Source organism: Arthrobacter sp. UYCu511 (assembly GCF_040547105.1).
GTDB lineage: Bacteria > Actinomycetota > Actinomycetes > Actinomycetales > Micrococcaceae > Specibacter > Specibacter psychrochitiniphilus.
The window spans coordinates 13,597-35,243 of record NZ_JBEPPB010000014.1 but is presented as its reverse complement, the minus strand read 5'-3'; the positions used below and the strand labels follow the sequence as shown (position 1 = coordinate 35,243).

The following is a 21,647-nucleotide window of genomic DNA, read 5'->3' as shown; positions in this document are numbered from 1 at the left end:
CATCAATGCAACGGGGCCATTCTCTGCAAGACTGGAATCCTAAATCCACGCCCAAGGAGCCTCATGACACAGCAATCTTCACGCCAGCCTGCCGATATTGAATGCTGGCTTACCGACATGGACGGCGTTTTAGTCCACGAGAACAAGGCTGTACCCGGTGCCGCTGAGTTGATTCAGCGCTGGGTGGATACCTCCAAACGCTTCTTGGTGCTAACAAACAACTCCATCTTCACCCCGCGCGATCTTGCAGCCCGGCTGAAAGCGTCAGGACTGGATATCCCCGAGGAAAACCTGTGGACATCTGCGCTGGCCACGGCCCAATTTTTGAAATCTCAAATGCCGCATGGGCGCGCCTTTGTGATTGGTGAAGCCGGGTTGACCACGGCATTGCATGAGGCTGGTTTTATCCTCACCGACCAGAAACCTGACTACGTGGTGCTCGGTGAAACCCGCACCTACTCCTTCGAAGCCATCACCCAGGCGATCCGGCTCATTGGTGACGGTGCCCGTTTCATCTGCACCAACCCGGATGCTACCGGCCCCTCCAAAGAGGGTCCCATGCCGGCCACCGGCGCCGTGGCAGCACTGATCACCAAGGCCACCGGCCGTGAACCTTATATTGTGGGTAAGCCGAATCCCATGATGTTCCGTTCAGCCATGAACCGGATTCAGGCGCATTCCGAGACGACCGCCATGATTGGTGACCGGATGGATACCGACATCATTGCGGGGATGGAAGCGGGACTGCACACGGTACTGGTGTTCAGCGGAATCACTCAACCCGAAGACATCGATGCCTACCCGTTCCGTCCGGATCAAACCATGAATTCGGTAGCTGATCTAATCCCCCACGTTTAATTCTGTTCCTGTCTCTTAGGCAGCAGGGTGCAGTGATGCGGTGATGGACTGTAGCAAACGTTTGCTGCTGGCCCATTCAGAGGATTTGGCTTCAACCGTCATGCGGTGGCTGACTCCCGTGGAATCGTAGGCAACGAAGTATTCTCCGGTGACATCGCCTTGGTAACTGTGGCAGGTGTAACCGTAGCTGTATCCATACATGCCGTCCCGCTCCACAATGGCTGGCTCGTTGGTGTACCCGAAATCATCTAGGCAGCCAAAGCCCGCCGTGCTGCGGTAATAGAGTAACTCGTCTGGGGATGCAGCAAGCTGTCCCGCCAGTCCTTGATCGATCGCAGTATGGATCTTCTCTGGGGTGACGGCGGCTTCAGGCCGGGCGCCGCCCTCGTAGACCATTAGCGCTGTGGCATCCTTGACTTTGTTAATGGCGCTGAAGCGTTCCTCCGGCTGGCTCCCGTCACTATTGATGACAGTCTTGTTTTCATCGGTGCGGAGCCAGCCCTCTGGGTATTGGAATGAGGCTCCCGTTACAGGTGCCGCCACCATGTTCGCTTTGACCCCGCCACCTAGCAAAGTGGAAACCAGCACCACCGCGCCAATTACGCCAGCCAGCGCGAGCACCCCGCCACCGGCCAGAATCCAAGGCAGTGCTGGCTTCTTCTTGGGTGCCGGCTGTATGAAATGCGGCGTCCCATAGTAGGGCTGGGCATACTGTTGCTGGGGTGCGTACTGCGGATACTGCTGGCCCGTGTTGGGGTCTGGGACGTGAGCGGGATAGTCCGGCCACGGAGGCTGCTCTGACATGTGAGACTCTTTCATTTGAACCAACCGGGCGCACTGCAGCCCTCCCAGGAGCCTATTGGCCGGATCAAATTTCCGCGATGGGGAGAACTCACCCCAGATGGTACCCACTATTCATCTGCAAAAAGCCTGCAGGACAGCCGGGCAACAAACACTCTCTCACCGGGCTCTCAAATCTAGATCGTTGCTCCGCAGCACTACCCTTGGTAGGGCCGTTAGTTTTAGACGTCGCAAACGGCCAAGCACTTCAAGTAGGGGAGGCCAGCGTGGACCGCGTAACAAGATTGTTGCAGCTCAGCGATGTTCCGGAGCTGACCGCACTGTGCAGTGAAAACCGGGAATTCTTAGCTCCGTGGGAACCGCTCCGTGATAAAGATTTCCACACCGAGACCAAACAACGAGCTCTGGCAGAGGCTGCCTTGGAAGCCCATGCAGCTGGTACCCGGGTGCCGTTACTCATTCTGAATCAGGGAGGGCAGCTGGCCGGTTTCTTGAACATCAACGGAATCGTCCGTGGCTCTCTCCAGTCTGCGAGTCTGGGCTATTGGGTGTCCCGTACCGAAAACGGTGCCGGCCTAGCCACGGCAGCCGTGGCAGACGCCGTCGAACATGCCAGAAATAGCCTCGGCTTGCACCGTTTGCAGGCTGAAGCCTTGCTTCACAATGCCGGTTCGCAACGTGTTCTAGCGAAGAACGGCTTCACCCGTTTCGGGATGGCGCCGAAGTACCTGAAAATTGCCGGACGCTGGCAAGACCACGAGCTCTTCCAAAAGATCCTGGACTAGGCCTAGCAGCCCAGTTCTCTAACGGCCCAGCTGCCCGCCGGAGAGTTCCAGATAGCAGTTGCCGCACAGCGATTCGTACCAAACCTCGGCACCCTCGATGGCGACCTGGTCGCCGTCGAACACTACATCTTCACCCACGCGGCGGGTGTTGAACATGGCTTTCCGGCCACAGCGGCAGATGGTTTTGAGCTCTTCTAGTGAGTGTGCAATTTCCAGCAGCCGCGCCGCGCCGGGGAAAGCCTTGGTGCGGAAGTCGGTGCGCAGCCCGTAGGCCAGCACGGGGACTCCGTCCAGGACGGCGATCCGGAAAAGGTCATCCACCTGGGCAGGGTCAAGGAACTGGGCCTCATCCACCAACAGGCACGCGACAGGTGCCATGTCCATGTGTTTGAGCAGCGCATCGGGATCGTCACCGCGCATGTGGCTGGCGAACAGTTCCCGTGCGTCGGTGCCAGGCGGGATGACGAAGTCAACGTCACGACTCACCCCCAGGCGCGAGACTATTGCGCTCTCACCCTTCGTGTCCACGCCAGGCTTGGCCAACAGAACCCGCTGGCCGCGTTCTTCATAGTTGAACGCGGCCTGCAGCAAGCCGGTGGACTTGCCTGAATTCATGGCGCCGTGACGGAAATACAACTTCGACAAAACAAGCCTTCCAAATCGTTAGGCAGTGGGAGGGTGTGGATGGGCCCACGCGCCCGAGGGACCCGCTGCGAGCCCGCGAGCAGTGGGAGAGTGTGGATGGGCCCACGCGCCCGAGGGACCCGCTGCGAGCCCGCGAGCAGTGGGAGGGCGTGGGGACTAGTTCAGGCCGAGCTCATCCTTGCCGAAGATGAACAGGTACGGGACGTTGGCTTCTGCTTCGATACGCTCTTTGGCTCCGGTATCGCGGTCCACGATGACGGCGACGGCCTGGATGTTGCCGCCGGCCTTGCGCACGCCTTCAACAGCGGCCAGTGCGGATCCGCCGGTGGTGGAGGTATCTTCCAACACCACTACCTTGCGTCCGTCAACGCTGGGGCCTTCAACCTGGCGGCCCATGCCGTAGGACTTCTGCGCCTTACGGACCACAAACGCATCGATGGCACGGCCGGCATCTCCGGCTGCATGCATCAGTGCCGTGCCGACGGGGTCTGCGCCCATGGTCAAGCCGCCGGCGGTCTCAAAGTCAATGCCGGCGTCGTCCAACATGGCCAGCATGACACGCCCGGCGAGTCGGGAAGCCTCGTGATGGAGGGTAATGCGGCGCAGATCAATGTAGTAATCGGCCTCCTTGCCGGAGGAGAGGATCACCTTGCCGTGGACAACGGCGAGTTCCTTAACGAGTTCGAGCAGGCGGGCGCGGTCAGCGGCAAGAGTTGAGGTCATGGGATCCATTCTAATTGGGCGCACGGGACACCGTCGAAACACGTGCAGGTTACGCTTAGCTCATGCGCGAATTACAAGGACAGATCATTGCTGAACTCGGTGTCCAGCCAGCCATTGACCCTGCTGCGGAAATCACGCGGCGGGTGCAATTCCTCAAGGACTATCTCAAAGCAACAGGAACCCGCGGCTATGTTTTGGGCATCAGCGGTGGGCTGGACTCTACGCTGGCCGGACGGCTGGCACAGCTGGCCGTGGAAGAACTGGCCGCAGAAGGCGTGGAGGCCAACTTCATTGCCGTCCGCCTGCCCTACGGTGTTCAGCACGATGAAGATGACGCGCAGGCGGCCATGAAGTTCATCAACGCCCAGACGGAGTGGACGTTCAATGTTGCTCCTGCCGTGGACGGCTTTGAGGCAGAATTCGCTAAGACCGCCGGGCGCGGAATTTCTGATTTCAACAAGGGCAACGTCAAGGCCCGCTCCCGCATGATTGCCCAATACGCGCTGGCCGGGGAGGAAAACCTTCTGGTCATCGGCACCGATCACGCCGCCGAATCCGTCACCGGATTCTTCACAAAATTTGGGGACGGCGGTGCGGATATTCTGCCACTCTACACCTTAAACAAACGCCAGAACCGTGCGCTGTTGCAAGAACTCGGCGCCCCGGAGCAACTGTGGGCCAAGGTCCCAACCGCTGATCTCCTCGACGGCGTCCCCGGACGCACCGACGAGGATGAACTGGGCATCACTTACGACGATATTGATGACTATCTGGAAGGCAAAGAAGTCAGCGAAGCCGCCGCCGAGGGCATTGAGCGCCGTTTCCTCCAGAGCCGGCACAAGCGCACTACCCCGGTGTCACTGCTCGATACGTGGTGGCGCTAGCCGCGGGCGAATACCCGTACAGGGCTTGGACCTAAATTCCTCGGCGTATATTCAAGGTAACCAAGAGCGGCAACTGCGCCGAAAGGTGGACACCATGAACGTCACAGAGGAATTCCGAGCGGCCCGCAATAAGCTTCTGGACATGCGTCTGGATAATGCCCGGGCACAACGAGAATTTCAATGGCCCCAGTTTAGCGAGTTCAACTTTGCCTTGGACTGGATCGACAAGATTGCCGCAGACCCGCTCACCGGAAAAAATCCGGCACTGGTCATTGTTGAGCAGGACGGCACATCTACGCGGCGTAGCTTCAAGGACCTCTCGCTCCGCTCCAACCAGTTGGCCAACTGGCTCCGCGGGCGGGGCATCAAACGCGGGGACCACATGATCATCATGTTGGGAAACCAGGTTGAACTTTGGGAGCTGATGCTGGCCTGCATCAAATTGGGTGTGGTCATGATCCCGACCACCACCATGATGGGCCCCGCGGATCTGCGTGACCGGGTGGCGCGCGGTGCGGCCCGCTGGGTTGGTGCGCGGGAGGAGGACGCCGCGAAGTTCGCCGAGGTTCCAGGTGATTACACCTTGGTGGGGATTGGGTTAGAAGGCGGCGCAGCCAACACTGGTGCTCACGCAATGGCTGCCGCAGGGCGCCCGGTTCTCAATTACGCGGCCTCCATCACCGAAGAGGAAACCTTCACTCCGGACGCGCCCACGCTGGCCAATGACACCATGCTGCTGTACTTCACCTCGGGCACCACGTCCAAGGCAAAATTGGTGGAGCATACGCATACCTCCTACCCCGTGGGACACCTGTCCACCATGTTTTGGATCGGGCTTGAGCCAGGCGATGTCCACCTGAATGTGGCCTCGCCGGGCTGGGCCAAGCACGCCTGGTCCAATGTGTTCACCCCGTGGATCGCCGAAGCCTGCGTTTTCATTTACAACTTTTCACGCTTTGATGCCGCCGCCCTCATGGCGCAAATGGACAAGGAACACGTCACCAGTTTTTGTGCTCCGCCCACCGTCTGGCGGATGCTGATCCAGGCCGATCTCACGCTTCTGAAAAACCCGCCCACCAAGGTGGTCTCAGCCGGCGAGCCGCTAAATGCCGAGGTGATCGGTCAGGTTGAGCGGGCTTGGGGTCAGCTGATCCGTGACGGCTTTGGCCAGACCGAGACCACGGTGCAGGTTGCGAACACGCCCGGACAGCCGGTGAAAATTGGTTCCATGGGCCGCCCGCTCCCGGGTTATGACGTAGTCCTGCTGGACCTTTTCACGGGAGAAGAAACGGACGACGGCGAACTGTGCTTGCGCTTGAACCCGGCCCCTGTGGGGCTCACCAAGGGTTACTACGGCGACCCGGAGAAAACGGCCGAAGCCTTCCGTGGCGGTTATTACCACACCGGGGACGTAGCCAGTAGGGATGAGAACGGCATCCTGACCTATGTGGGGCGCAGCGATGACGTGTTCAAATCTTCCGACTACCGCCTCTCACCCTTCGAGCTGGAGAGCGTTCTGCTGGAACATCCGGCCGTGGCGGAGGCCGCCGTGGTGCCCTCCCCTGACGCGCTACGCCTGAACGTGCCCAAGGCCTATGTTGTACTGACAGCGGCTTATCAGCCGGGTGAGGATACGGCGCGGGAGATTTTCGCGTACTGCCGCGAGCATCTGCCAGCCTACAAGCGCATCCGTCGGCTGGAATTTTCGGAGCTGCCCAAGACCATCTCCGGCAAGATCCGGCGGGTGGAACTGCGGGCGAACGAGGAATCCCGCCACGGTGCCGGCACGCAGCCAACACTGGACGGGCTGGCAAGGGAATATTTGGAGTCAGACTTCAGCTAATTTCCCCACACCGCACAAACCCCCGTACCCGCAAAAGACGCTATCCCACCTTTGGCGGGAAAATCGGGAACGCTATCGCACTGAGTGAGATAGCGTTCCCAAAAATCACACCATTGGTGGGATAGCGTCCAGATGGGACGGGGAGGCTATCCCAATGGGCGGGAGACTACTTGGTCAGGGAGTCAACGTAGTCCTGGTTTTCACCGATCCACTTCTCCACGATCGCAGTGTAATCATCGGTGTCGACACCGTTGAACATGGCGTTCTCCAGCGATGACAGCGTGTCGGAGTCCATCTTGAAGTCCTTCAACCAGCCATCGAGCTTAGGGTAGTCCTTGTCGAAGTCCAGGCGTGAGAAGCTGTGAATGCCTTCAGCCGCGCCGAGGGTACCCTTGGGATCCTCGAGGTCCTTGACCGGGAATGCGTCGTAGGCCCAGTGCGGGCGCCACAGGGTGAGAACAATGTTCTCGCCCTTGGTGGTTGCGGTCTTCAGTTCGGAGAGCATGGCCGGGGTGGATGAAGTGATGTAGTCCATCTTCTCCAGCCCATAGCCGGGGATGACCTCATTGCTGGTTGCTTCCGTCAGGCCCGCACCGGGCTCAATGCCGATGATCTTGTTGCCGAACTTGTCCGCATTGGCCGCCAAGTCCTCGAGGGAGTCAATGGGGGCGTCCTCGTTGACGGCGATCGTGAGCTTGGCATCGTCGTACCAGGCACCCAAGTCTTCCATCTTCTCGCCGTACTCTTCGATGTAAGTCTTGTGCGTGACGGGCAGCCAAGTATCCAGCACAACGTCATAGTCACCAGCGGAAAGACCCGAGTAAACGGGTGCCGCATCAGCATTTTCTAACGTGACGTTGTAACCCTTCTCGGTGAGGATCGACTTCCACAGCTGGGATGCGGCTACGCCTTCGTCCCAGCCGTTGAACACGACAATCTTAAGATCCTGCTTGTCACCGTTGTCAACGGTGGCTACTTCATCCGAGCCGGATCCACAGGAGGACAGACCCAGTGCCAGTGTTGCCGCAATGGCGAGTGTTCCTAGAAATTTCTTCTTCATGATTCTTTCCTTTCATTGGCAGCCCTTCCAAGAGTGGCTACCCGATTGGTTCAAAACTTGTTGTGTGGAAGCTTTACGCTTCCTTGCTACGTCCGCTCGAAGAGCTTTTACCGAAGCTGGCCGTCACCCGGTCCAGGAAGATTGCCAAAATGACCACGGCAATGCCCGCCTCGAAGCCCAACCCTGCGTCAATGCGATTCAAGGCGGCGACGATGTCCCCACCCAGACCACCGGCGCCGACCATGCCGGCAATGACCACCATGGACAACGAGAGCATGATGACCTGATTGATGCCGGCCATAATGGTGGGCCGGGCCAGGGGCAGCTGGATTTGGCGCAAGATCCGTGACGGGCTAGATCCGAAGGCGTACCCAGCCTCCACTACTTCCTTGTCCACGCCACGGATGCCCAGTTCCGTGAAACGGACACCCGGAGCCATGGCGAAAATGATGGTGGCGATGATGCCCGGCACCACGCCCACCCGGAACATGACCAAGGCAGGGATCAGGTACACCATGGCGGGCATGGTCTGCATGAAGTCCAGCACGGGACGGATGATGGAGGAGGCCCTGTCCGAGCTTGCCGCCCAAATGCCCAGCGGGACACTGATCACCACGGCAACAACGGTGGCAATGGTTACCAACGCCAACGTATCCATGGCGTTCTCCCATTGGTTCACACCAACGATGAGGGCGAAGCTGATGGCTGTGCCCACACCCAACTTCCAGCCACTCGCCCACCAAGCAATCGCGGCAAAGATAATGATGATCGCCCAGAAGGGAGGTGCCGTCAGCAGCCAATCAAGGCCGTCGTAGGCGCCAACAAAAATACTGCGAATCGCGTCAAAGACAACGTCGAAGGTGCTTGTCAGCCAGTCAAGGCCCACTTCCACCCAGTCGCCCAGCGGGATCCTAAATTTCGGTTCCACTATGCGTCTCCTTCAGTCTTGGCCAGCGCGTCGGTGACAACTTGTTCCGGCAGCGGAGCAACAGCTACATCCACTATGGGAAATTCACTCGTGGTGGAGGGCACATTGCCCAAGGCAGCCAACAGCGTCACTCGCGGCAAGGCACCCACCAACCGTCCGGCGTCGTCCACCACAGGAAGCGGGATGGGGCTCTCCACGGCGCGACCAAAGAGGTCATTGAGCGCCGTGTCCGGGCTGACCGCTTCAATGCTGTTGCGGACAACGGCGCCCAGATCGGAACTGTGCGCCTCCACCTGCTTCATCACGTCACGGTCCCGGACGGTGCCTAGATAATTACGGCGGCGGTCCACCACGAAGGCGGCCGAGACCTGCAAATCACGCATGGTTCGCAAGGCATTGCGGGGCCCACCGGATAAGTTGACCACTGCCAGTGGCGGCTCCATGACACCCCCGGCGGTGAGCACACGGGTCCTGTCAACATCCTGCACAAACTGGGCCACGTAATCATTGGCCGGGCTCGTGAGGATCTCATCCGGGGTGCCGATTTGGACAATCTCCCCGTCACGCATGACGGCGATCCGGTCACCTAAGAACATGGCTTCGTTGAGATCGTGGGTGATAAAGATGATGGTCTTTTCCAACTCGGATTGGAGCAGCACCAGCTGTTCTTGCATCTCGCGGCGGATCAGCGGGTCAAGCGCGGAGAACGCCTCATCCATGAGCAGAATGTCAGTCTCGGCGCAGAGGGCACGTGCCAGACCAACACGTTGCTGCATGCCACCGGAGAGTTCGCTGGGGTACTTTTCACCCCAGCCTTCAAGACCTACTAAAGCGAGGATTTTTTCGGCACGGGCCCGGCGTTCAATCTTCGCCACACCCTGGACTTCAAGAGCATAAGCGGCGTTTTCCATAACAGTTCGGTGCGGCATCAAAGCGAAGTGCTGGAACACCATGGAGATCTTCTGCTGGCGAACTCGGCGCAATTCCTTCTCACTGATCTTTGAAATATCAGTGCCGCCCACCACCACGGACCCCTCCGTGGGTGCCCACAGCCCGTTGAGGGTACGGATGAGTGTGGACTTTCCGGAGCCGGAGAGGCCCATGACCACAAAGATCTCACCCTTTTTTACCTCAAAGGAAGCGTCGATGACGGCGGCTGTTCCCAGCGCAGTCAGCTCCGCACGCTTCTTTCCCCCTCGAAGACGCTTGATTACTTCGGCGGGGCGTTTTCCGAAAACTTTATAAACATTGCTTACTTTCAAGGCAACATCATGCTGGGCCGGTTCGTGCCCAGCTGCGGGCATGAAGTCCTGCTCTGGTGTCAGTTTTTCTGTGGATTGGTACACGTAGTATCCATCTACACGCAGGTTTAGGGCCCGCTTGAGCGGGTGATCTAAACAAGCGCGATTGGTGATCTCGTGCTGCAGGCGTTGTTACGCGTCAAACTCTTCGCTCCCCCGAACGCCCCGGCCGGGGCTCCAAGGAAAGACGGTCTTGCCACAAGGGTCAAGAGTCGGGAGGCTATCCCTACCGCCAGTTCGACGGCCTGTGTCTGGCTGCCACGCTCCGGGGTGATGATTCGTCATCACCGTGGGCGGATTGTGGCAGTTGCCCGCAGGCTTGTCGGTCTACTGGTTCGCCTCCACGGTAACAAAGACACTTTCGCTACAGGCATAATTTCCGCGCGTTAGCCCACCATCCCGGTACTTTCCAGCGCTCCCCACGCCGCATCCGCGGGGCGAGGCAAGCGTTACAGCTTTGTAACTCTAGGCAACATAATCGCACCCACGGCAGTGTCTCTGCTCACAATTCTCGCCCGCGGGGCGGGAATGTCCAGCGCCCCGGCACTACTTAACTTGATAGCTTGGAGGAGTGAAGATTGCTACCTGGAATGTGAACTCCCTGCGTGCCCGTGCCGACCGTGTCGAGGACTGGCTGCGCCGTACCGACGCCGATGTGCTGGCTATTCAAGAAACCAAATGCAAAGACGAGAACTTCCCGTGGGAGCTCTTTGAAAACAACGGCTACGAAGTGGCTCACTTTGGCTTCAGCCAGTGGAACGGAGTGGCCATCGCCTCCCGCGTTGGTCTCACGGATGTGGAACGGACCTTCTCCGGCCAGCCAGAATTTGGCAAGGGCGGCAAGGATCCCGTCCAAGAAGCACGCGCCATTGCCGCCACCTGCAATGGCGTACGTATCTGGAGCCTCTACGTTCCCAATGGCCGTGCCCTGGATGACGAGCACATGCCGTACAAGCTGCAGTGGCTCGAAACGCTCAAGAACCAGGCCACGGGCTGGCTCGCCGAAGACCCCAACGCCCAGATCGCCCTCATGGGAGACTTCAACATTGCCCCGCAAGACGAGGACGTTTGGGACATCGAGCTTTTCCGAACCCAAGGCCTCACTCACGTCAGCGAACCTGAGCGGGCAGCTTTCTCGGCGTTCGAAGCGGGCGGGTTTACCGATGTGGTCCGCCCCCTGCACCCGGGCCCCGGCGTCTACACGTACTGGGACTACACCCAGTTGCGCTTCCCCAAGAAGGAAGGCATGCGGATTGACTTTGTCCTGGCCTCCCCAGCCCTGGCGGCGCGCGTAACTGGCGCCGAGATTGATAGGGAAGAACGCAAGGGCAAGGGTGCCTCGGACCATGCTCCCGTCATTGTGGAATTGGGCTGAGCGTTGAGTAGCGGGCTGTATCTGGGCGGGGTGCAACTCCCCTTCATCTCCACCCTGCGCGTTTACTTGCCCCGCGAGGCATATACGGCCACAGAATTCGCCTTTGTGCAGGGATTACACGTCCCGGGGCAAAATGGGACCAGTGTTGATGCCGGGGAGTTGGCGGATTCGTTGGGGCGTGTGAGCCGGGGCAGCCCCAATCCGCTGCCGACGCCGGCGGGAGAGCGGGTGCGCGTGCTCAGTATGGCTGACGGAATGCCGCTGCTGTACGCCCCCAACCAGCTCGTTGCCCGGTCACTAGCCAGTGCCGCCGAGCTCTTCTCGGGAAGCATGGAACCACTGGCGGCCATGATCCTTCGGCAGGAGGAGTGGACTCGGCAACTGGAACACGCCTCCGCAACCGAGCATCTTGAGCTTCCTGTGCAGACCCGTAATTCGACCTGGGGAATCCCGTTTAGCTGGTTCACCCTGGTCTATGCCAATGACCGCATGGAAGTGGTGGAGTCCAACGGCCGGGTACTGACAGTGCGGATTCAGGTTCCCCTTTCCATTGCCTTGGGCAGAGTGGAAAGAACACTGCGCATGCTGGCAACCATGGCCCCTGAGCTTGACCTTTTTGAGGAACTTGCGGATCTGCTACAGTGGCTCAGCGGCTTCCATGAGGGTGGAGCCGTGGAGTTGGACTACGGTCCGGTGGCTCAGCGGGTGCACCCGGATGATTCCCCCGCCGATGTGAACATGGGACTGCAATGCCTGGCCGACGGCGATATTGGCGGTGCTGCTGCAGCCTACCGCCGGCTGGCGAACCGTTGGATGCCGGTGCGGCAGCTGGCCAGGGCCAACTGAGCAGCTCTCATTGAGCTAACGAGTCCGCTCAGCTTGGTAGGCGGGCAGTTGATTCACGTTTCAGGAGCTGGAAGGGCATGTATTTTTGTGTGATGGCCTCCGGCTTACCCTCTACCGCATCCAACAAAATTGCCGCTGCCTGCCGCCCATGCTCCACCGGATCCTGAGCGATGGTGGTGAGCCCGGCCAGCACCGAGAAGTCATGGTTGTCGATGCCCACAACAGAGAGGTCTTCCGGAATACGGATGCCGCGCCGCCGCGCCTCAAACATGAGCCCCAGCGCCATTTCATCCGACCCACAGAAAACTGCTGTTGGTTTTTCTCCTGGGAGATCGAAAATCCGGCCCGCGGCGGCGGCCCCCTGAGCTGCCGTGAAGTCTCCCGCAACACTGAATTCCGGACGTAATTCCAACCCTGCGCTGCGCATTGTTGCGGCGAATCCCTCAGCTCGCAGACCCGGTACTACAAAGTTGATCTCATCCTTGACGCCACCGCGCAAGTGGGCGATTTTGCGGTGACCCAAATCAATAAGATGAGTGGTGGCCGCTGTTGCTGCGGCAAAATCGTCAATGTGGACGCCAACACAGCCCTCGATCGGCCCGCCGACCGCTACCACCGGCATTTGTGTTTTCGCTAACTCTTCCAGCTCGCTCTGGGACAAGCCCATGCACAGCACCACAAGGCCGTCTATTTGTTTGCGCACCATTTGTTCGGTGAAGCGGCGCTTATTGCCGTGCAAGTATCCACCTAGGCTCAAGAGCAACAGGTTGTAACCTCTGCTGCGCAGTTCTTGATCGACACCTTCTAGCGCGTGCCCAAAATACCAGCGGTCAACAAAGGGCATCAACACTCCGACGGTCCTGGTCCGGCCGGTGGCTAGCCCCGTCGCTGAAGGCGACGGCACATAGCCAAGCTCGGCCGCCACTGCCAGAACTCTCTCCCGTGTGGCGGGGCTGACCTTGGGCAGGCCGCGGAGCGCACGTGAGACGGTGGCTGTGGAAACTTCCGCGCGTTTGGCGACGTCCTCAATGCTGACGCTCATTTCAGGCCCTTCCTCTCACACTGCATGCTGGCCGTTGTGAAGCTAGCGGGGTCGCCTCCCACGCCTCTGAGGCAGCTTCCTGCGCAATCGGAGCATTCCCCACAGCGCCAGGCAAACCAGCAGCAATCCTAGCGCCCAAATCAGGGCGGGCTTCCCTGTCACCTCCAACCACACGGTGACGGAGAAAAGCACGAGGGCCCAAAAGCCGAGAAACCCAATGATGATGTCAAAATCCTCGGCGCTCTTCTGCTTACTGGTTGGGATGTGTAAGGCATTGGTCCCGGCATCATGCTTGCGCTGGTTGCGCGCCACGGCCTACTTCACCGCCCCAGCGGTGAGTCCGGAAACGATCTTGCGCTGGAAGATCAACACCAGCACCACCAGTGGGATCGTGACCACTGTTCCGGCGGCCATGACGGCCGTATAGGGTTCCTGATGCGGCTGAGAACCGGCAAAACTGGCAATAGCTACCGTTACCGTCTGCGTTGCATCGTTGGAGAGGATGCTGGCAATCAGGTACTCATTCCAGGCGGCAATGAAAGCCAAAATAGCTGTTGTGAATACGGCAGGTGCTGCCAGCGGCATAATCACCTTGCGGAAGGCCTGCCCGGCCGTGCACCCGTCAATGCGGGCTGCTTCTTCCAACTCCCACGGCATCTCACGGAAGAATGAGGTCAGGGTGTAAACCGTCAGGGGAAGCACAAAGGAGATATTGGGAATGATCATTGCCTGGTAGGTGCCTACCCAGTTGATGTTGGTAAAAAGCTGAAACAGCGGGGTAACAATGGCCACACCAGGGAACATGGAGGCTCCCAGAATGAGTCCCAGCACCAGAAACTTCCCACGGAAGTTCAGCCTGGCCAGCGCATAGGCGGCAAATATGCCGAAAAGCAGTGCCACCACGGTGGTGACCCCTGAAATGAACAGGGAGTTCAACAACGCCCGGTCCAAATGGTTACCCATTTCCGAGGAGAAGGCCGTGGCGAAGTTATCCAACGTGACGTGGGTGAAGAAAGGGGTTGGGTCAAAGGTGTAGCCAACATCGCGGAATGCCGTGACAACCATCCAGTAGAACGGCAGCAGGCACCAGATCACAATGATGGCCGCGCTGATGTAAGTCCGCGAACTGGCCCAGCGGTTGCGCCGCAGCGCAACATTCTTAGCGGCCGCCGCGTGTTCTGTTGAGGTTTGCGTCAATGTGCTCATTTGATTTTCCCCTTTGCCCCGCCGCTAGCGGATTCAACGGCGTTGGCTCCCAAGAACCGCACAAAGATGAAGGCCACGATGAAGATGATCAAGAAGGTGATGGTGGACAGGGCTGCCGCCGAGTTGAACCCGATCCGGATCTGATTGACCACCAAGATGGAAAGCGTGGTGGTGCCGTTGGCACCGCCTGTCATGATGGCCGGAAGATCGTACATACGCAGCGCATCAAGGACACGGAACAGGATTGCCACCATCAAGGCGGGCTTCACCAGTGGCAAGGTGATGAGTTTGAAGCGCTGCCACGTGGAGGCACCGTCAACCTTTGCCGCTTCGTAGATGTCTGCCGGGATCATTTGCAGCCCCGCCAAAATGAGCAGGGCCATGAACGGCGTGGTCTTCCAGACATCGGCAATAATAATGGCCGCCCGTGCCGGGCCCTCACTACCGGTCCACAAGATGGAGGTGTTCAAGACTGTGTTGACAATGCCATCAAAGGCGAAGATGAAGAACCAGAGTTTAGCTGTCACGGCAGTGGGGATTGCCCAGGGAACTAGAACAGCTGCGCGGAGGACGCTGCGTCCCCTAAATGCCCTGGCCATGATCAGTGCCATCCAGAAACCGAGAATGGTTTCAAAGAAGACCGTCACCACGGTAAAGAAGAAGGTCACCCCGGTGGCCCCCCAGAACTGGGCTCCCAGCGTGCCTGGCGGACAGCTGACGGTGGCACCGCTGGGGTCAGTGCATTGTTGGAACAACCAGTGGGCGTAGTTTGATAATCCTGCAAAGCCTCCGGCCACGAATGTTCCCGTGACAGGATCGAGCCCCTGATCATGTTCCAATGACATGATGATGGCGTTGATCACCGGGTACAAAATCACAACGGCAAGAACAACCATGGTGGGCACAATCAGCAGCGTTGCCGAGCGTCCCTGGGTCTTTTCCTTGCGGTCAGCCCCCACCTCTTTAATTCCTTTGTTGCCTCCGCGGGCGGAGTTTGCGCTGCCGTGTTTGGCGTCAGGGCCTGCTTGTGCCGACATGGCCGCTCCTTTCTTCGTGCTTGATGAAATTACCGCCCGCGGGCAAGGAGGGCGGCGGCCCGGCAGGGCTGATCTCTGCCGGGCCGCGCTGCACTACTTCGACACAGTGGTGTTGATAGCTGCTTCCATGTCAGTCAAAGCCTGGTCCACGGTCTTGGTGCCTTGCAGGGCCGCGAAGCTGTTCTGCTGAATGGCCTGTGTGACGGCAGGATAGAACGGGGTCACCGGGCGCGGGACAGCGTTCTGGATGGAGGTCAGGAGCACGGGCAGGTACGGCAGCTTTTCCACCAGCGTGGGGTCCGTGTAGAGGGATTCAAGCACCGGCGCAAGAGTTCCTTGAGTGGAGTAGAACTTCTGTGTCTCCTCACTGGTCATGAATGCCAGGAAGTCCTTGGCCGTAGCCTTGTTCTTCGAGTAGACACTGACGCCTAGGTTGTGACCCCCAAGGGTTGAGGCACCGGGCCCATCCTTGCCGGGCAGCGGGGCAATCCCAAATGTATCTTTCACGGTTGAGGAGCCATCGGTTTTGGCCAGGTTGTACACATACGGCCAGTTCCGCAGGAACATCAGCTTGCCGTCCTCAAACGACTGCCGGCCTTGCTCTTCCTGATAAGTCAGTGCCTGCTTGGGAATATTGCCGCTCTTGTAGGCTTCAACGAGATTCCCCAGGCCGGCTTTGGCCTCGGCCGAGTTCACCGTTGCTTTGCCGTCACTGCCAACTATGGTCCCGCCCTGGCTGTTGATGGCTTCCGCGACGTTGACCGTCAGGCCTTCATACTGCGCGAACTGGCCGGCGTAGCAGTCAATGCCCTTCTCCTTGGCAATGGGGCACATGGACATCATTTCATCCCAAGTCTTGGGCGGGGTAGGAACCAGATCCTTGCGGTAGTAGAGCATGCCGCCATCAGAAGTCTGGGGCAGTGTGTACAACACATCCCGGTACGTTCCGGTCTTCACCGTGGCGGGCAGCATGCCTTCAGTAGAGACGGCCATGGTGTCCTTCAGCGGCTGCAACCAGCCTTGGGCTGCAAATTCGGCGGTCCAGATGACATCAACACTGGCCACATCGTAATCGACGTTCTTTGCCTGAAAGTTTTTCACCAGATCATCATGCTGCTGGTCTGCGTTATCTGACTGTTCCTTGAACGTGACCTTTTCATCCGGATGCGCCGCATTCCACTTCTCAATGAGGGGGCGCACCACGTCCGAATTGTCCTTGCCCTGCACGTATGTGATGGGTCCGCGACCGTCAAGGTTTTCAGTGGCAGCTCCACCGCCGCCGCCTCCACCGCCTCCGCTCCCGCCACTGCAGGCTGAAAGCAGAAGGGCAAATGTTGCGGCGGTGGCCACCGGCAGCAGCATTCTGGAAATTTTCTTTGGCATCGCAATTCTCCTGGTGTCAAATGATGAGTTCCTGGCACACCCCCAGGGGGCCGGGTTTGAGTGGTCTGAATCACACTAGTAGGATGTAATGCGATAGTGCAAGCGCTTACATTATTTGTTAGCAATTCGTCACCGAAGGAGAACTCATGACTGTTTTTCAGGCAACCGCTACTACGCCGTGGTGGTCAAGCGCCGTTATTTATCAGATCTACCCGCGTTCCTTTGCCGATGGAAACAATGACGGCATGGGCGATCTACCCGGAATTTCCGGAAAATTGGAGTATCTGGCTGGGTTGGGAATCGATGCGATTTGGCTCTCACCGTTTTACCTTTCACCGCAGGCGGACGCCGGATATGATGTGGCCGACTACCGCCAGGTGGACCCGCGGTTTGGCGATTTAGCCGACTTCGACGCCATGCTTGCCAAGGCCCATGGCTTGAATTTGCGGGTTATTGTGGATTTGGTCCCCAACCACACCTCGGATGAGCACGTGTGGTTCCAGGATGCGCTAGAATCCCCGGAAGGTTCACCGGCCCGCAACCGCTACTTGTTCCGGGACGGGCTGGGCAAGGATGGAAACGTTCCTCCCAACAACTGGCAGTCAATTTTTGGTGGCCCGGCCTGGACCCGCATCATGGACAACGGCGTGCCGGGGCAGTGGTATCTGCACCTTTTTGACACCAAACAGCCTGACCTGAATTGGGACAACCCGCAGGTGCACACCGAAATGGAATCTGTTTTGCGGTTCTGGCTTGACCGTGGCGTGGATGGATTCCGTGTGGATGTGGCGCATGGAATGGTGAAAGCCCCGGGGCTGCCGGATTGGGATGGGCAGGCGGCCATGGTTGCGGGTGAGGAAAACACGCAGGATCCCGCCGAGCATAGTTCAGCCATGAATCCGCCGTCACCGTTCTTCGACCAGGACGGTGTACATGAGATTTACCGCAGCTGGAACCGTGTGCTCAAGGAGTACACCGGTGAGCGCATGTTAGTTGCCGAAGCCTGGGTTGAGCAGCCGGAGAGGCTGGCATTGTATGTACGTGAGGATGAGATGCAGCAGGCCTTCAACTTTGAGTTCCTGCTCGCGGGCTGGGATGCCGGGCGGATCGCGACCGCGGTCGAAAATTCCTTGGCAGCCAATGCCACTGTTGGCGCACCGGCAACCTGGGTGCTCTCGAATCATGACACGGTCCGCCACCCTTCACGGTTCGGCCTGAGTGATCCCACCACATTCCCCAAGGGGATCAGCGCCGAGGATGAGCAGCCCAACGAGGAATTGGGGCTGGCCCGTGCCCGTGCAGCGACCTTGCTGATGATGGCGTTGCCGGGGTCAGCATATATTTATCAGGGCGAAGAACTGGGCCTTCCAGAACACACTGCCTTGCCGGCCTCCGTTCGCCAGGATCCGGCCTTCTTCCGGACCAACGGGACCGAGCGCGGCAGGGATGGCTGCCGGGTTCCCCTGCCATGGCATGCCAGCAGGCCCGGATTCGGTTTCAGTCCCGGGGCGCTGGCTGACGGGGCGCGCACGTCGGTGGCGAACATTTCGGTGGCAGAGCCGTGGCTACCGCAGCCCGAATCCTTTGCCCGTTATGCAGCTGATATTCAAGTTGCTGTTGCCGAGTCCACTTTTGAGCTTTACCGTTCCGCGCTGGCACTGCGAAAACAGCATGCCTTGGGTGTGGGAACACACCTCTGGGCCGCCGCGCATGATCCGGGCGTGGGTGTTGTGGCGTATACCAACGGGGGCATCAGCGTCGTGGCCAACGTCGGCGAGGTCCCTATCACGCTGCCAGCCGGGGCGTCCGTGCTGCTGGCCAGTTCGGCCAGTGCTGTGCTCAACGGAGCGCTGTCCCCGAACTCCGCCGTGTGGCTGGAGAGCTAACAGGAGTTCTCCAGCCGGAGCAATTCTAGACGGACGGGCCAGGGCTGATAAGGGTGAGGGCGGCGGGGTAAAACCGGCCGCCGCCCTAACCTTTTTGCACTAACTTGTTTGCACTAACTCTTTCGCCTTGGGTTGAACCGGGGCGAGGGAGCGGCCGAGCTACTTGTCGTGTTTGAAGATGCCAGCTATCTTGGCGCCCAGGCCCTTGGCATGCCCTACGGCATCCTCAGCGAACTCCTTGATATTCTCGCCGGCATCCTCAGCAAAGTCCTTAATATTTTCACCAGCATCGCCAGCGAATTCTTTGATGTTCTCGCCAGCATCGCCAGCGAAGTCCTTCGCCTTGTCAACGGCATCGGCTGCTACGTCTTTGGCCTTCTCCGCTGCGACGCCGGCAAAGTCAGCTGCATCACCGGCAAGGTCCTTCACGTTTTCAACGGCGTCAGCTACGTGCTTGCCTGCCTTGTTCTCAGTCATGGTCCCGTCCTTCATCCTTTGCTGCGGATCCCCCAGCAAAAATACTGGAGGGTAATGCTGAACAGAGACTAGCGGACTCGTTCGGCTTTGGTGAAGCGTGACCTTGCCCCGCTGCCAATACTGAGAAGTATGGGGACTTCAAAACCCAGCAACTTATCCAAGGCGGCCACAAGATCTGTAATATCACTGGCCACTACATGAGGGGAAACACCTTGGCGGGGTAACACGCGGATCTTTATGGCCGTCTGTTTGCGGAAGTCATAACTTGCCACTGTGACGCCCACCAGATCGGTGCGTTCTTGCAGGGCACTTTTGAGCGCCTGCTCAGCCACAGCGCAACTGAGCCTCACCGCTCCGGCGGCTCCGTCGTCGTCCGGGTTTCCCTGATAGTCCAGCAACGTGCTGGCACGGCCCTTGCCCTGGTTGCCAATCCACGTGACCATCACAATCACCACTATCAAGAAGACCGCAGCAACCGCCAGCCAAATCCAGCTTTGCGAGGTCAGCAGCAGCCTGGTGTGATCCTCTACGCCGAGCAGCCAGTCCAGCTGCCTCTGCGCATAGTCCTGCCACCAGCTGGCCGCTGCAGGGACGGCGGCCAAGGTGAGCACACCCGCCCCGGCAATGATCAGGAGCAGGCCAATCAGCGTCAGTAGGATCCTATTGAGCGCTCTCGGTGTGCCGTTCATACGCCCACCACTCCACTTTCGGCCAGTTTCACGCTCACCGAGGGTACGGGATCCAAGGACATGGCATTTAGCCGGGCTTCCACGGCAGCCTGAATGCGCTCCTCCATTAAGGGAATTCCTGAGGTGGGACGCACAATCACCTGAACCTGGCGGGCGGAGACAACCACCATGACCTGTTCACGGGTGACCCCGGCGCTCATCCGCGCGGTTTTGGCCAAGGCGGAAGCCACCACTTCATCGTCCACCACAATGGCAACCCGCGGATGCCTGAGCACGTGGCGGGCACGCCGCCCGGGCAGCACCCCATGGCAAAAGAAAATCAGGCCAACAAGGGCCAACAACACGCCAGCTGCTCCAAGCAACAACCGCGGGGCATCGCCGGGCAGATCTGCCACCCACTGCATCGCCCTGCCAGGACTGATGAACCAGGTGGGTTGACCCAACCCCGAAAGTACCGTCTCCAGCATGCAATAGAGGGCTATCGCGGCCACCAGAATCGCTGCGATAAAGGAGGCCGCGGACCGCGGCGAATGGGTCTCCCTGCGCAGAATGTGCCGCGCGAAGCCCGCGGCTCGTTCTTGTACCGGTTCCCTCATGAAACTCTCCCGTCCTCGCGCATCAGGAGCCCCGAGATTCGTACATCCACACGGCTCAGACGCGAGCCGCTCAGGTACTCAACCTGGGACTGAATCCTGGCTTTGGCTGCCGTTGCTCGGGCAATAATACTGCCCTCAGGCAGGAAACGGGCGGCGTCCCGGCTCACAGCGCTAAGCGGTGGCGCACTGATGACCGAGGAGATGGACAAGGCTAAAAGGCCGTCTTCATCATTCCACCCCACTCGCACCTGTGCCGCCGGGACGGCCAGCACACGGGCGGCAGCCACCTTCGCCACGGAGGTCAGCGCCTGTGTGCTGATGCGGTTGTGCCCGGCCAGCTCACGCGGGGTCAACTGCTCCGGGGTCAACTGCTCTGGGGACAACTGCTCTGGGTCCAACTGCTCCGGGGTCTTGGCCAGGACAGGATTATTGGGCACTTTGCCGAGTCCCTGGGCGTTTCCTGGGGCAGGAGTAGGGCCTTGTCCGCCGGCGGGTCCGGGCGCGCCGGATGTTTGCTTCTGACTCACGACGACGAACGGCGGCCTGTGAGCGCATCGAGGGCACCGCGCCAATCAAGCTTTCCGCTGGCAGCTCGGCCCACGAATGCTCCCACCACGATGAAAATGGCGCTGATCAACAAGCCCCAGAAACCGAAAGCGAAGGCCATAAAGGCCAAAAACGCACCAAACGCCGCACACACCACGCTAAGATTCATTTCTGCTCTCCGGTTTCCGTTAAATCGATGCCTTGCGCTGCTGTAGGAGCAACCGTTCCGCTCACCTTGGGGTTCCCCAAACGGTCCGTCAGACGGGTCCGTGCTGCAGGCTTTTCCGAATCTGCTGGCGGGATAAACACATCAGTGATTTCAATGTTCACTTCAATAACGTCCCGGCCCACCAGTTCCTCTACTGCCGTGTAGACGGCCGCACGGACTGAGTTGGCAAGTGTTTGCAAGGGATAGCCGTATTCCGCCAGCAGAATCAGATCGACAGCCACCTGGGACTCACCAACTTCAACCCGCACACCCTGGGTAAGGTCTGCGCCGCCCACCACTTCACGAATGGCCCCTATGGACCGTGAGGTACCTGATCCCAGTGCGTGGACTCCTGCAACATTGCGGGCAGCAATGCCAACCACCTTGGCCACTGCCGTCTCTGAGATGACTGTGCGTCCTTCTCCGGCCACTATTGTGGGGCCGGTACCGGCACCAATCCCGGTGCCGGGCGTGACTTCTGGCGAAGCCTGGTTTTGCGAGTCCATGAATGAGCCCTTTCTGTTTCCC

24 protein-coding genes are annotated in these 21,647 nt (G+C 59.3%); 7 read left to right on the top strand and 17 right to left on the bottom strand.

The window, feature by feature from the left end; all coding sequences use genetic code 11:
- Window positions 1–63 precede the first annotated feature (63 nt).
- Window positions 64–858, top strand: a complete 795-nt coding sequence (locus ABIB48_RS16065; RefSeq protein ID WP_110105883.1) for an HAD-IIA family hydrolase — start codon at window positions 64–66, stop codon at window positions 856–858.
- A gap of 15 nt (window positions 859–873) precedes the next feature.
- Here ABIB48_RS16065 and ABIB48_RS16060 read toward each other — a convergent pair whose 3' ends face one another.
- Complete coding sequence (locus tag ABIB48_RS16060; RefSeq protein ID WP_315914459.1) at window positions 874–1,662, bottom strand: hypothetical protein; 789 nt, start codon at window positions 1,660–1,662, stop codon at window positions 874–876.
- A 263-nt stretch (window positions 1,663–1,925) separates the two neighbouring features.
- Between ABIB48_RS16060 and ABIB48_RS16055 the strand changes: the two genes are divergently transcribed.
- Window positions 1,926–2,444, top strand: coding sequence for a GNAT family N-acetyltransferase (locus ABIB48_RS16055; RefSeq protein WP_245932124.1), 519 nt, complete (start codon window positions 1,926–1,928; stop codon window positions 2,442–2,444).
- An 18-nt stretch (window positions 2,445–2,462) separates the two neighbouring features.
- Here ABIB48_RS16055 and ABIB48_RS16050 read toward each other — a convergent pair whose 3' ends face one another.
- Together ABIB48_RS16050 and pyrE are read right to left on the bottom strand one after the other, a co-directional pair.
- The gene (locus ABIB48_RS16050) at window positions 2,463–3,089 is read right to left on the bottom strand and encodes a thymidine kinase (RefSeq protein WP_110105880.1); all 627 of its coding nucleotides are present in this window, start codon (window positions 3,087–3,089) and stop codon (window positions 2,463–2,465) included.
- Window positions 3,090–3,245: 156 nt separating this feature from the next.
- A complete protein-coding gene (pyrE, locus tag ABIB48_RS16045; RefSeq protein WP_354213605.1) occupies window positions 3,246–3,812 on the bottom strand; it encodes an orotate phosphoribosyltransferase in 567 nt (188 codons plus the stop codon).
- A gap of 62 nt (window positions 3,813–3,874) precedes the next feature.
- Between pyrE and nadE the strand changes: the two genes are divergently transcribed.
- The gene (nadE, locus tag ABIB48_RS16040; protein ID WP_110105878.1) at window positions 3,875–4,696 is read left to right on the top strand and encodes an NAD(+) synthase; all 822 of its coding nucleotides are present in this window, start codon (window positions 3,875–3,877) and stop codon (window positions 4,694–4,696) included.
- 94 nt (window positions 4,697–4,790) lie between these two features.
- The gene (locus ABIB48_RS16035; RefSeq protein ID WP_354213604.1) at window positions 4,791–6,539 is read left to right on the top strand and encodes an AMP-binding protein; all 1,749 of its coding nucleotides are present in this window, start codon (window positions 4,791–4,793) and stop codon (window positions 6,537–6,539) included.
- A gap of 166 nt (window positions 6,540–6,705) precedes the next feature.
- Here the strand turns inward: ABIB48_RS16035 and ABIB48_RS16030 are convergent, their stop codons facing one another.
- From ABIB48_RS16030 to ABIB48_RS16020, 3 genes are all read right to left on the bottom strand, one after another.
- Window positions 6,706–7,599, bottom strand: coding sequence for a glycine betaine ABC transporter substrate-binding protein (locus tag ABIB48_RS16030; protein WP_354213603.1), 894 nt, complete (start codon window positions 7,597–7,599; stop codon window positions 6,706–6,708).
- Between the two features lie 73 nt (window positions 7,600–7,672).
- A complete protein-coding gene (locus tag ABIB48_RS16025; protein ID WP_315914463.1) occupies window positions 7,673–8,527 on the bottom strand; it encodes an ABC transporter permease in 855 nt (284 codons plus the stop codon).
- Window positions 8,527–9,831: a quaternary amine ABC transporter ATP-binding protein gene (locus ABIB48_RS16020; protein WP_110105959.1), complete on the bottom strand. Its 1,305-nt coding sequence runs from the start codon at window positions 9,829–9,831 to the stop codon at window positions 8,527–8,529. The genes ABIB48_RS16025 and ABIB48_RS16020 overlap by 1 nt, the downstream gene beginning before the upstream one ends.
- Window positions 9,832–10,399: 568 nt before the next feature.
- Between ABIB48_RS16020 and ABIB48_RS16015 the strand changes: the two genes are divergently transcribed.
- Together ABIB48_RS16015 and ABIB48_RS16010 are read left to right on the top strand one after the other, a co-directional pair.
- Window positions 10,400–11,203, top strand: a complete 804-nt coding sequence (locus tag ABIB48_RS16015) for an exodeoxyribonuclease III (RefSeq protein ID WP_110105874.1) — start codon at window positions 10,400–10,402, stop codon at window positions 11,201–11,203.
- Window positions 11,204–11,206: 3 nt separating this feature from the next.
- The gene (locus ABIB48_RS16010; protein ID WP_315914464.1) at window positions 11,207–12,049 is read left to right on the top strand and encodes a DUF8083 family protein; all 843 of its coding nucleotides are present in this window, start codon (window positions 11,207–11,209) and stop codon (window positions 12,047–12,049) included.
- Window positions 12,050–12,077: 28 nt separating this feature from the next.
- Here the strand turns inward: ABIB48_RS16010 and ABIB48_RS16005 are convergent, their stop codons facing one another.
- From ABIB48_RS16005 to ABIB48_RS15985, 5 genes are all read right to left on the bottom strand, one after another.
- Complete coding sequence (locus ABIB48_RS16005) at window positions 12,078–13,091, bottom strand: LacI family DNA-binding transcriptional regulator (RefSeq protein ID WP_315914465.1); 1,014 nt, start codon at window positions 13,089–13,091, stop codon at window positions 12,078–12,080.
- A gap of 42 nt (window positions 13,092–13,133) precedes the next feature.
- On the bottom strand, window positions 13,134–13,355 hold the full coding sequence (locus ABIB48_RS16000) for a hypothetical protein (RefSeq protein ID WP_110105958.1): 222 nt from the start codon (window positions 13,353–13,355) through the stop codon (window positions 13,134–13,136).
- Window positions 13,356–13,406: 51 nt separating this feature from the next.
- On the bottom strand, window positions 13,407–14,297 hold the full coding sequence (locus tag ABIB48_RS15995) for a carbohydrate ABC transporter permease (protein ID WP_110105871.1): 891 nt from the start codon (window positions 14,295–14,297) through the stop codon (window positions 13,407–13,409).
- Complete coding sequence (locus ABIB48_RS15990; RefSeq protein WP_110105870.1) at window positions 14,294–15,334, bottom strand: carbohydrate ABC transporter permease; 1,041 nt, start codon at window positions 15,332–15,334, stop codon at window positions 14,294–14,296. Before ABIB48_RS15990 ends, ABIB48_RS15995 begins: the two co-directional genes overlap by 4 nt.
- A gap of 93 nt (window positions 15,335–15,427) precedes the next feature.
- Window positions 15,428–16,717 (bottom strand): ABC transporter substrate-binding protein, encoded by a 1,290-nt coding sequence (locus ABIB48_RS15985; protein ID WP_354213602.1) that lies wholly within the window; start codon window positions 16,715–16,717, stop codon window positions 15,428–15,430.
- Window positions 16,718–16,863: 146 nt separating this feature from the next.
- On the opposite strand from ABIB48_RS15985, the gene ABIB48_RS15980 reads away from it, so the two are divergent.
- A complete protein-coding gene (locus ABIB48_RS15980) occupies window positions 16,864–18,603 on the top strand; it encodes a glycoside hydrolase family 13 protein (protein ID WP_354213601.1) in 1,740 nt (579 codons plus the stop codon).
- Window positions 18,604–18,762: 159 nt separating this feature from the next.
- On the opposite strand, the gene ABIB48_RS15975 is transcribed toward ABIB48_RS15980, so the two are convergent.
- From ABIB48_RS15975 to ABIB48_RS15950, 6 genes are all read right to left on the bottom strand, one after another.
- Window positions 18,763–19,080 (bottom strand): hypothetical protein, encoded by a 318-nt coding sequence (locus ABIB48_RS15975; protein ID WP_211315106.1) that lies wholly within the window; start codon window positions 19,078–19,080, stop codon window positions 18,763–18,765.
- A gap of 68 nt (window positions 19,081–19,148) precedes the next feature.
- Window positions 19,149–19,769: a hypothetical protein gene (locus tag ABIB48_RS15970; protein WP_315914467.1), complete on the bottom strand. Its 621-nt coding sequence runs from the start codon at window positions 19,767–19,769 to the stop codon at window positions 19,149–19,151.
- On the bottom strand, window positions 19,766–20,365 hold the full coding sequence (locus ABIB48_RS15965; RefSeq protein WP_354213600.1) for a DUF6286 domain-containing protein: 600 nt from the start codon (window positions 20,363–20,365) through the stop codon (window positions 19,766–19,768). The genes ABIB48_RS15970 and ABIB48_RS15965 overlap by 4 nt, the downstream gene beginning before the upstream one ends.
- Window positions 20,362–20,733: a hypothetical protein gene (locus ABIB48_RS15960; protein WP_315914638.1), complete on the bottom strand. Its 372-nt coding sequence runs from the start codon at window positions 20,731–20,733 to the stop codon at window positions 20,362–20,364. Before ABIB48_RS15960 ends, ABIB48_RS15965 begins: the two co-directional genes overlap by 4 nt.
- 155 nt (window positions 20,734–20,888) lie before the next feature.
- The gene (locus ABIB48_RS15955) at window positions 20,889–21,080 is read right to left on the bottom strand and encodes a hypothetical protein (RefSeq protein WP_110105864.1); all 192 of its coding nucleotides are present in this window, start codon (window positions 21,078–21,080) and stop codon (window positions 20,889–20,891) included.
- The gene (locus ABIB48_RS15950) at window positions 21,077–21,625 is read right to left on the bottom strand and encodes an Asp23/Gls24 family envelope stress response protein (RefSeq protein WP_110105863.1); all 549 of its coding nucleotides are present in this window, start codon (window positions 21,623–21,625) and stop codon (window positions 21,077–21,079) included. The genes ABIB48_RS15955 and ABIB48_RS15950 overlap by 4 nt, the downstream gene beginning before the upstream one ends.
- Window positions 21,626–21,647: the final 22 nt, after the last annotated feature.

What these genes read in the sequence shown, in the direction of transcription:
- ABIB48_RS16065 (WP_110105883.1), top strand. Translation starts at nt 64, where the DNA reads ATGACACAGCAATCTTCACGCCAGCCTGCCGATATTGAATGCTGGCTT.
- ABIB48_RS16060 (WP_315914459.1), bottom strand. Translation starts at nt 1,662, where the DNA reads ATGTCAGAGCAGCCTCCGTGGCCGGACTATCCCGCTCACGTCCCAGAC.
- pyrE (WP_354213605.1), bottom strand. Translation starts at nt 3,812, where the DNA reads ATGACCTCAACTCTTGCCGCTGACCGCGCCCGCCTGCTCGAACTCGTT.
- nadE (WP_110105878.1), top strand. Translation starts at nt 3,875, where the DNA reads ATGCGCGAATTACAAGGACAGATCATTGCTGAACTCGGTGTCCAGCCA.
- ABIB48_RS16035 (WP_354213604.1), top strand. Translation starts at nt 4,791, where the DNA reads ATGAACGTCACAGAGGAATTCCGAGCGGCCCGCAATAAGCTTCTGGAC.
- ABIB48_RS16030 (WP_354213603.1), bottom strand. Translation starts at nt 7,599, where the DNA reads ATGAAGAAGAAATTTCTAGGAACACTCGCCATTGCGGCAACACTGGCA.
- ABIB48_RS16020 (WP_110105959.1), bottom strand. Translation starts at nt 9,831, where the DNA reads ATGCCCGCAGCTGGGCACGAACCGGCCCAGCATGATGTTGCCTTGAAA.
- ABIB48_RS16005 (WP_315914465.1), bottom strand. Translation starts at nt 13,091, where the DNA reads ATGAGCGTCAGCATTGAGGACGTCGCCAAACGCGCGGAAGTTTCCACA.
- ABIB48_RS15995 (WP_110105871.1), bottom strand. Translation starts at nt 14,297, where the DNA reads ATGAGCACATTGACGCAAACCTCAACAGAACACGCGGCGGCCGCTAAG.
- ABIB48_RS15990 (WP_110105870.1), bottom strand. Translation starts at nt 15,334, where the DNA reads ATGTCGGCACAAGCAGGCCCTGACGCCAAACACGGCAGCGCAAACTCC.
- ABIB48_RS15985 (WP_354213602.1), bottom strand. Translation starts at nt 16,717, where the DNA reads ATGCCAAAGAAAATTTCCAGAATGCTGCTGCCGGTGGCCACCGCCGCA.
- ABIB48_RS15980 (WP_354213601.1), top strand. Translation starts at nt 16,864, where the DNA reads ATGACTGTTTTTCAGGCAACCGCTACTACGCCGTGGTGGTCAAGCGCC.
- ABIB48_RS15975 (WP_211315106.1), bottom strand. Translation starts at nt 19,080, where the DNA reads ATGACTGAGAACAAGGCAGGCAAGCACGTAGCTGACGCCGTTGAAAAC.
- ABIB48_RS15970 (WP_315914467.1), bottom strand. Translation starts at nt 19,769, where the DNA reads ATGAACGGCACACCGAGAGCGCTCAATAGGATCCTACTGACGCTGATT.
- ABIB48_RS15965 (WP_354213600.1), bottom strand. Translation starts at nt 20,365, where the DNA reads ATGAGGGAACCGGTACAAGAACGAGCCGCGGGCTTCGCGCGGCACATT.
- ABIB48_RS15955 (WP_110105864.1), bottom strand. Translation starts at nt 21,080, where the DNA reads ATGAATCTTAGCGTGGTGTGTGCGGCGTTTGGTGCGTTTTTGGCCTTT.
- ABIB48_RS15950 (WP_110105863.1), bottom strand. Translation starts at nt 21,625, where the DNA reads ATGGACTCGCAAAACCAGGCTTCGCCAGAAGTCACGCCCGGCACCGGG.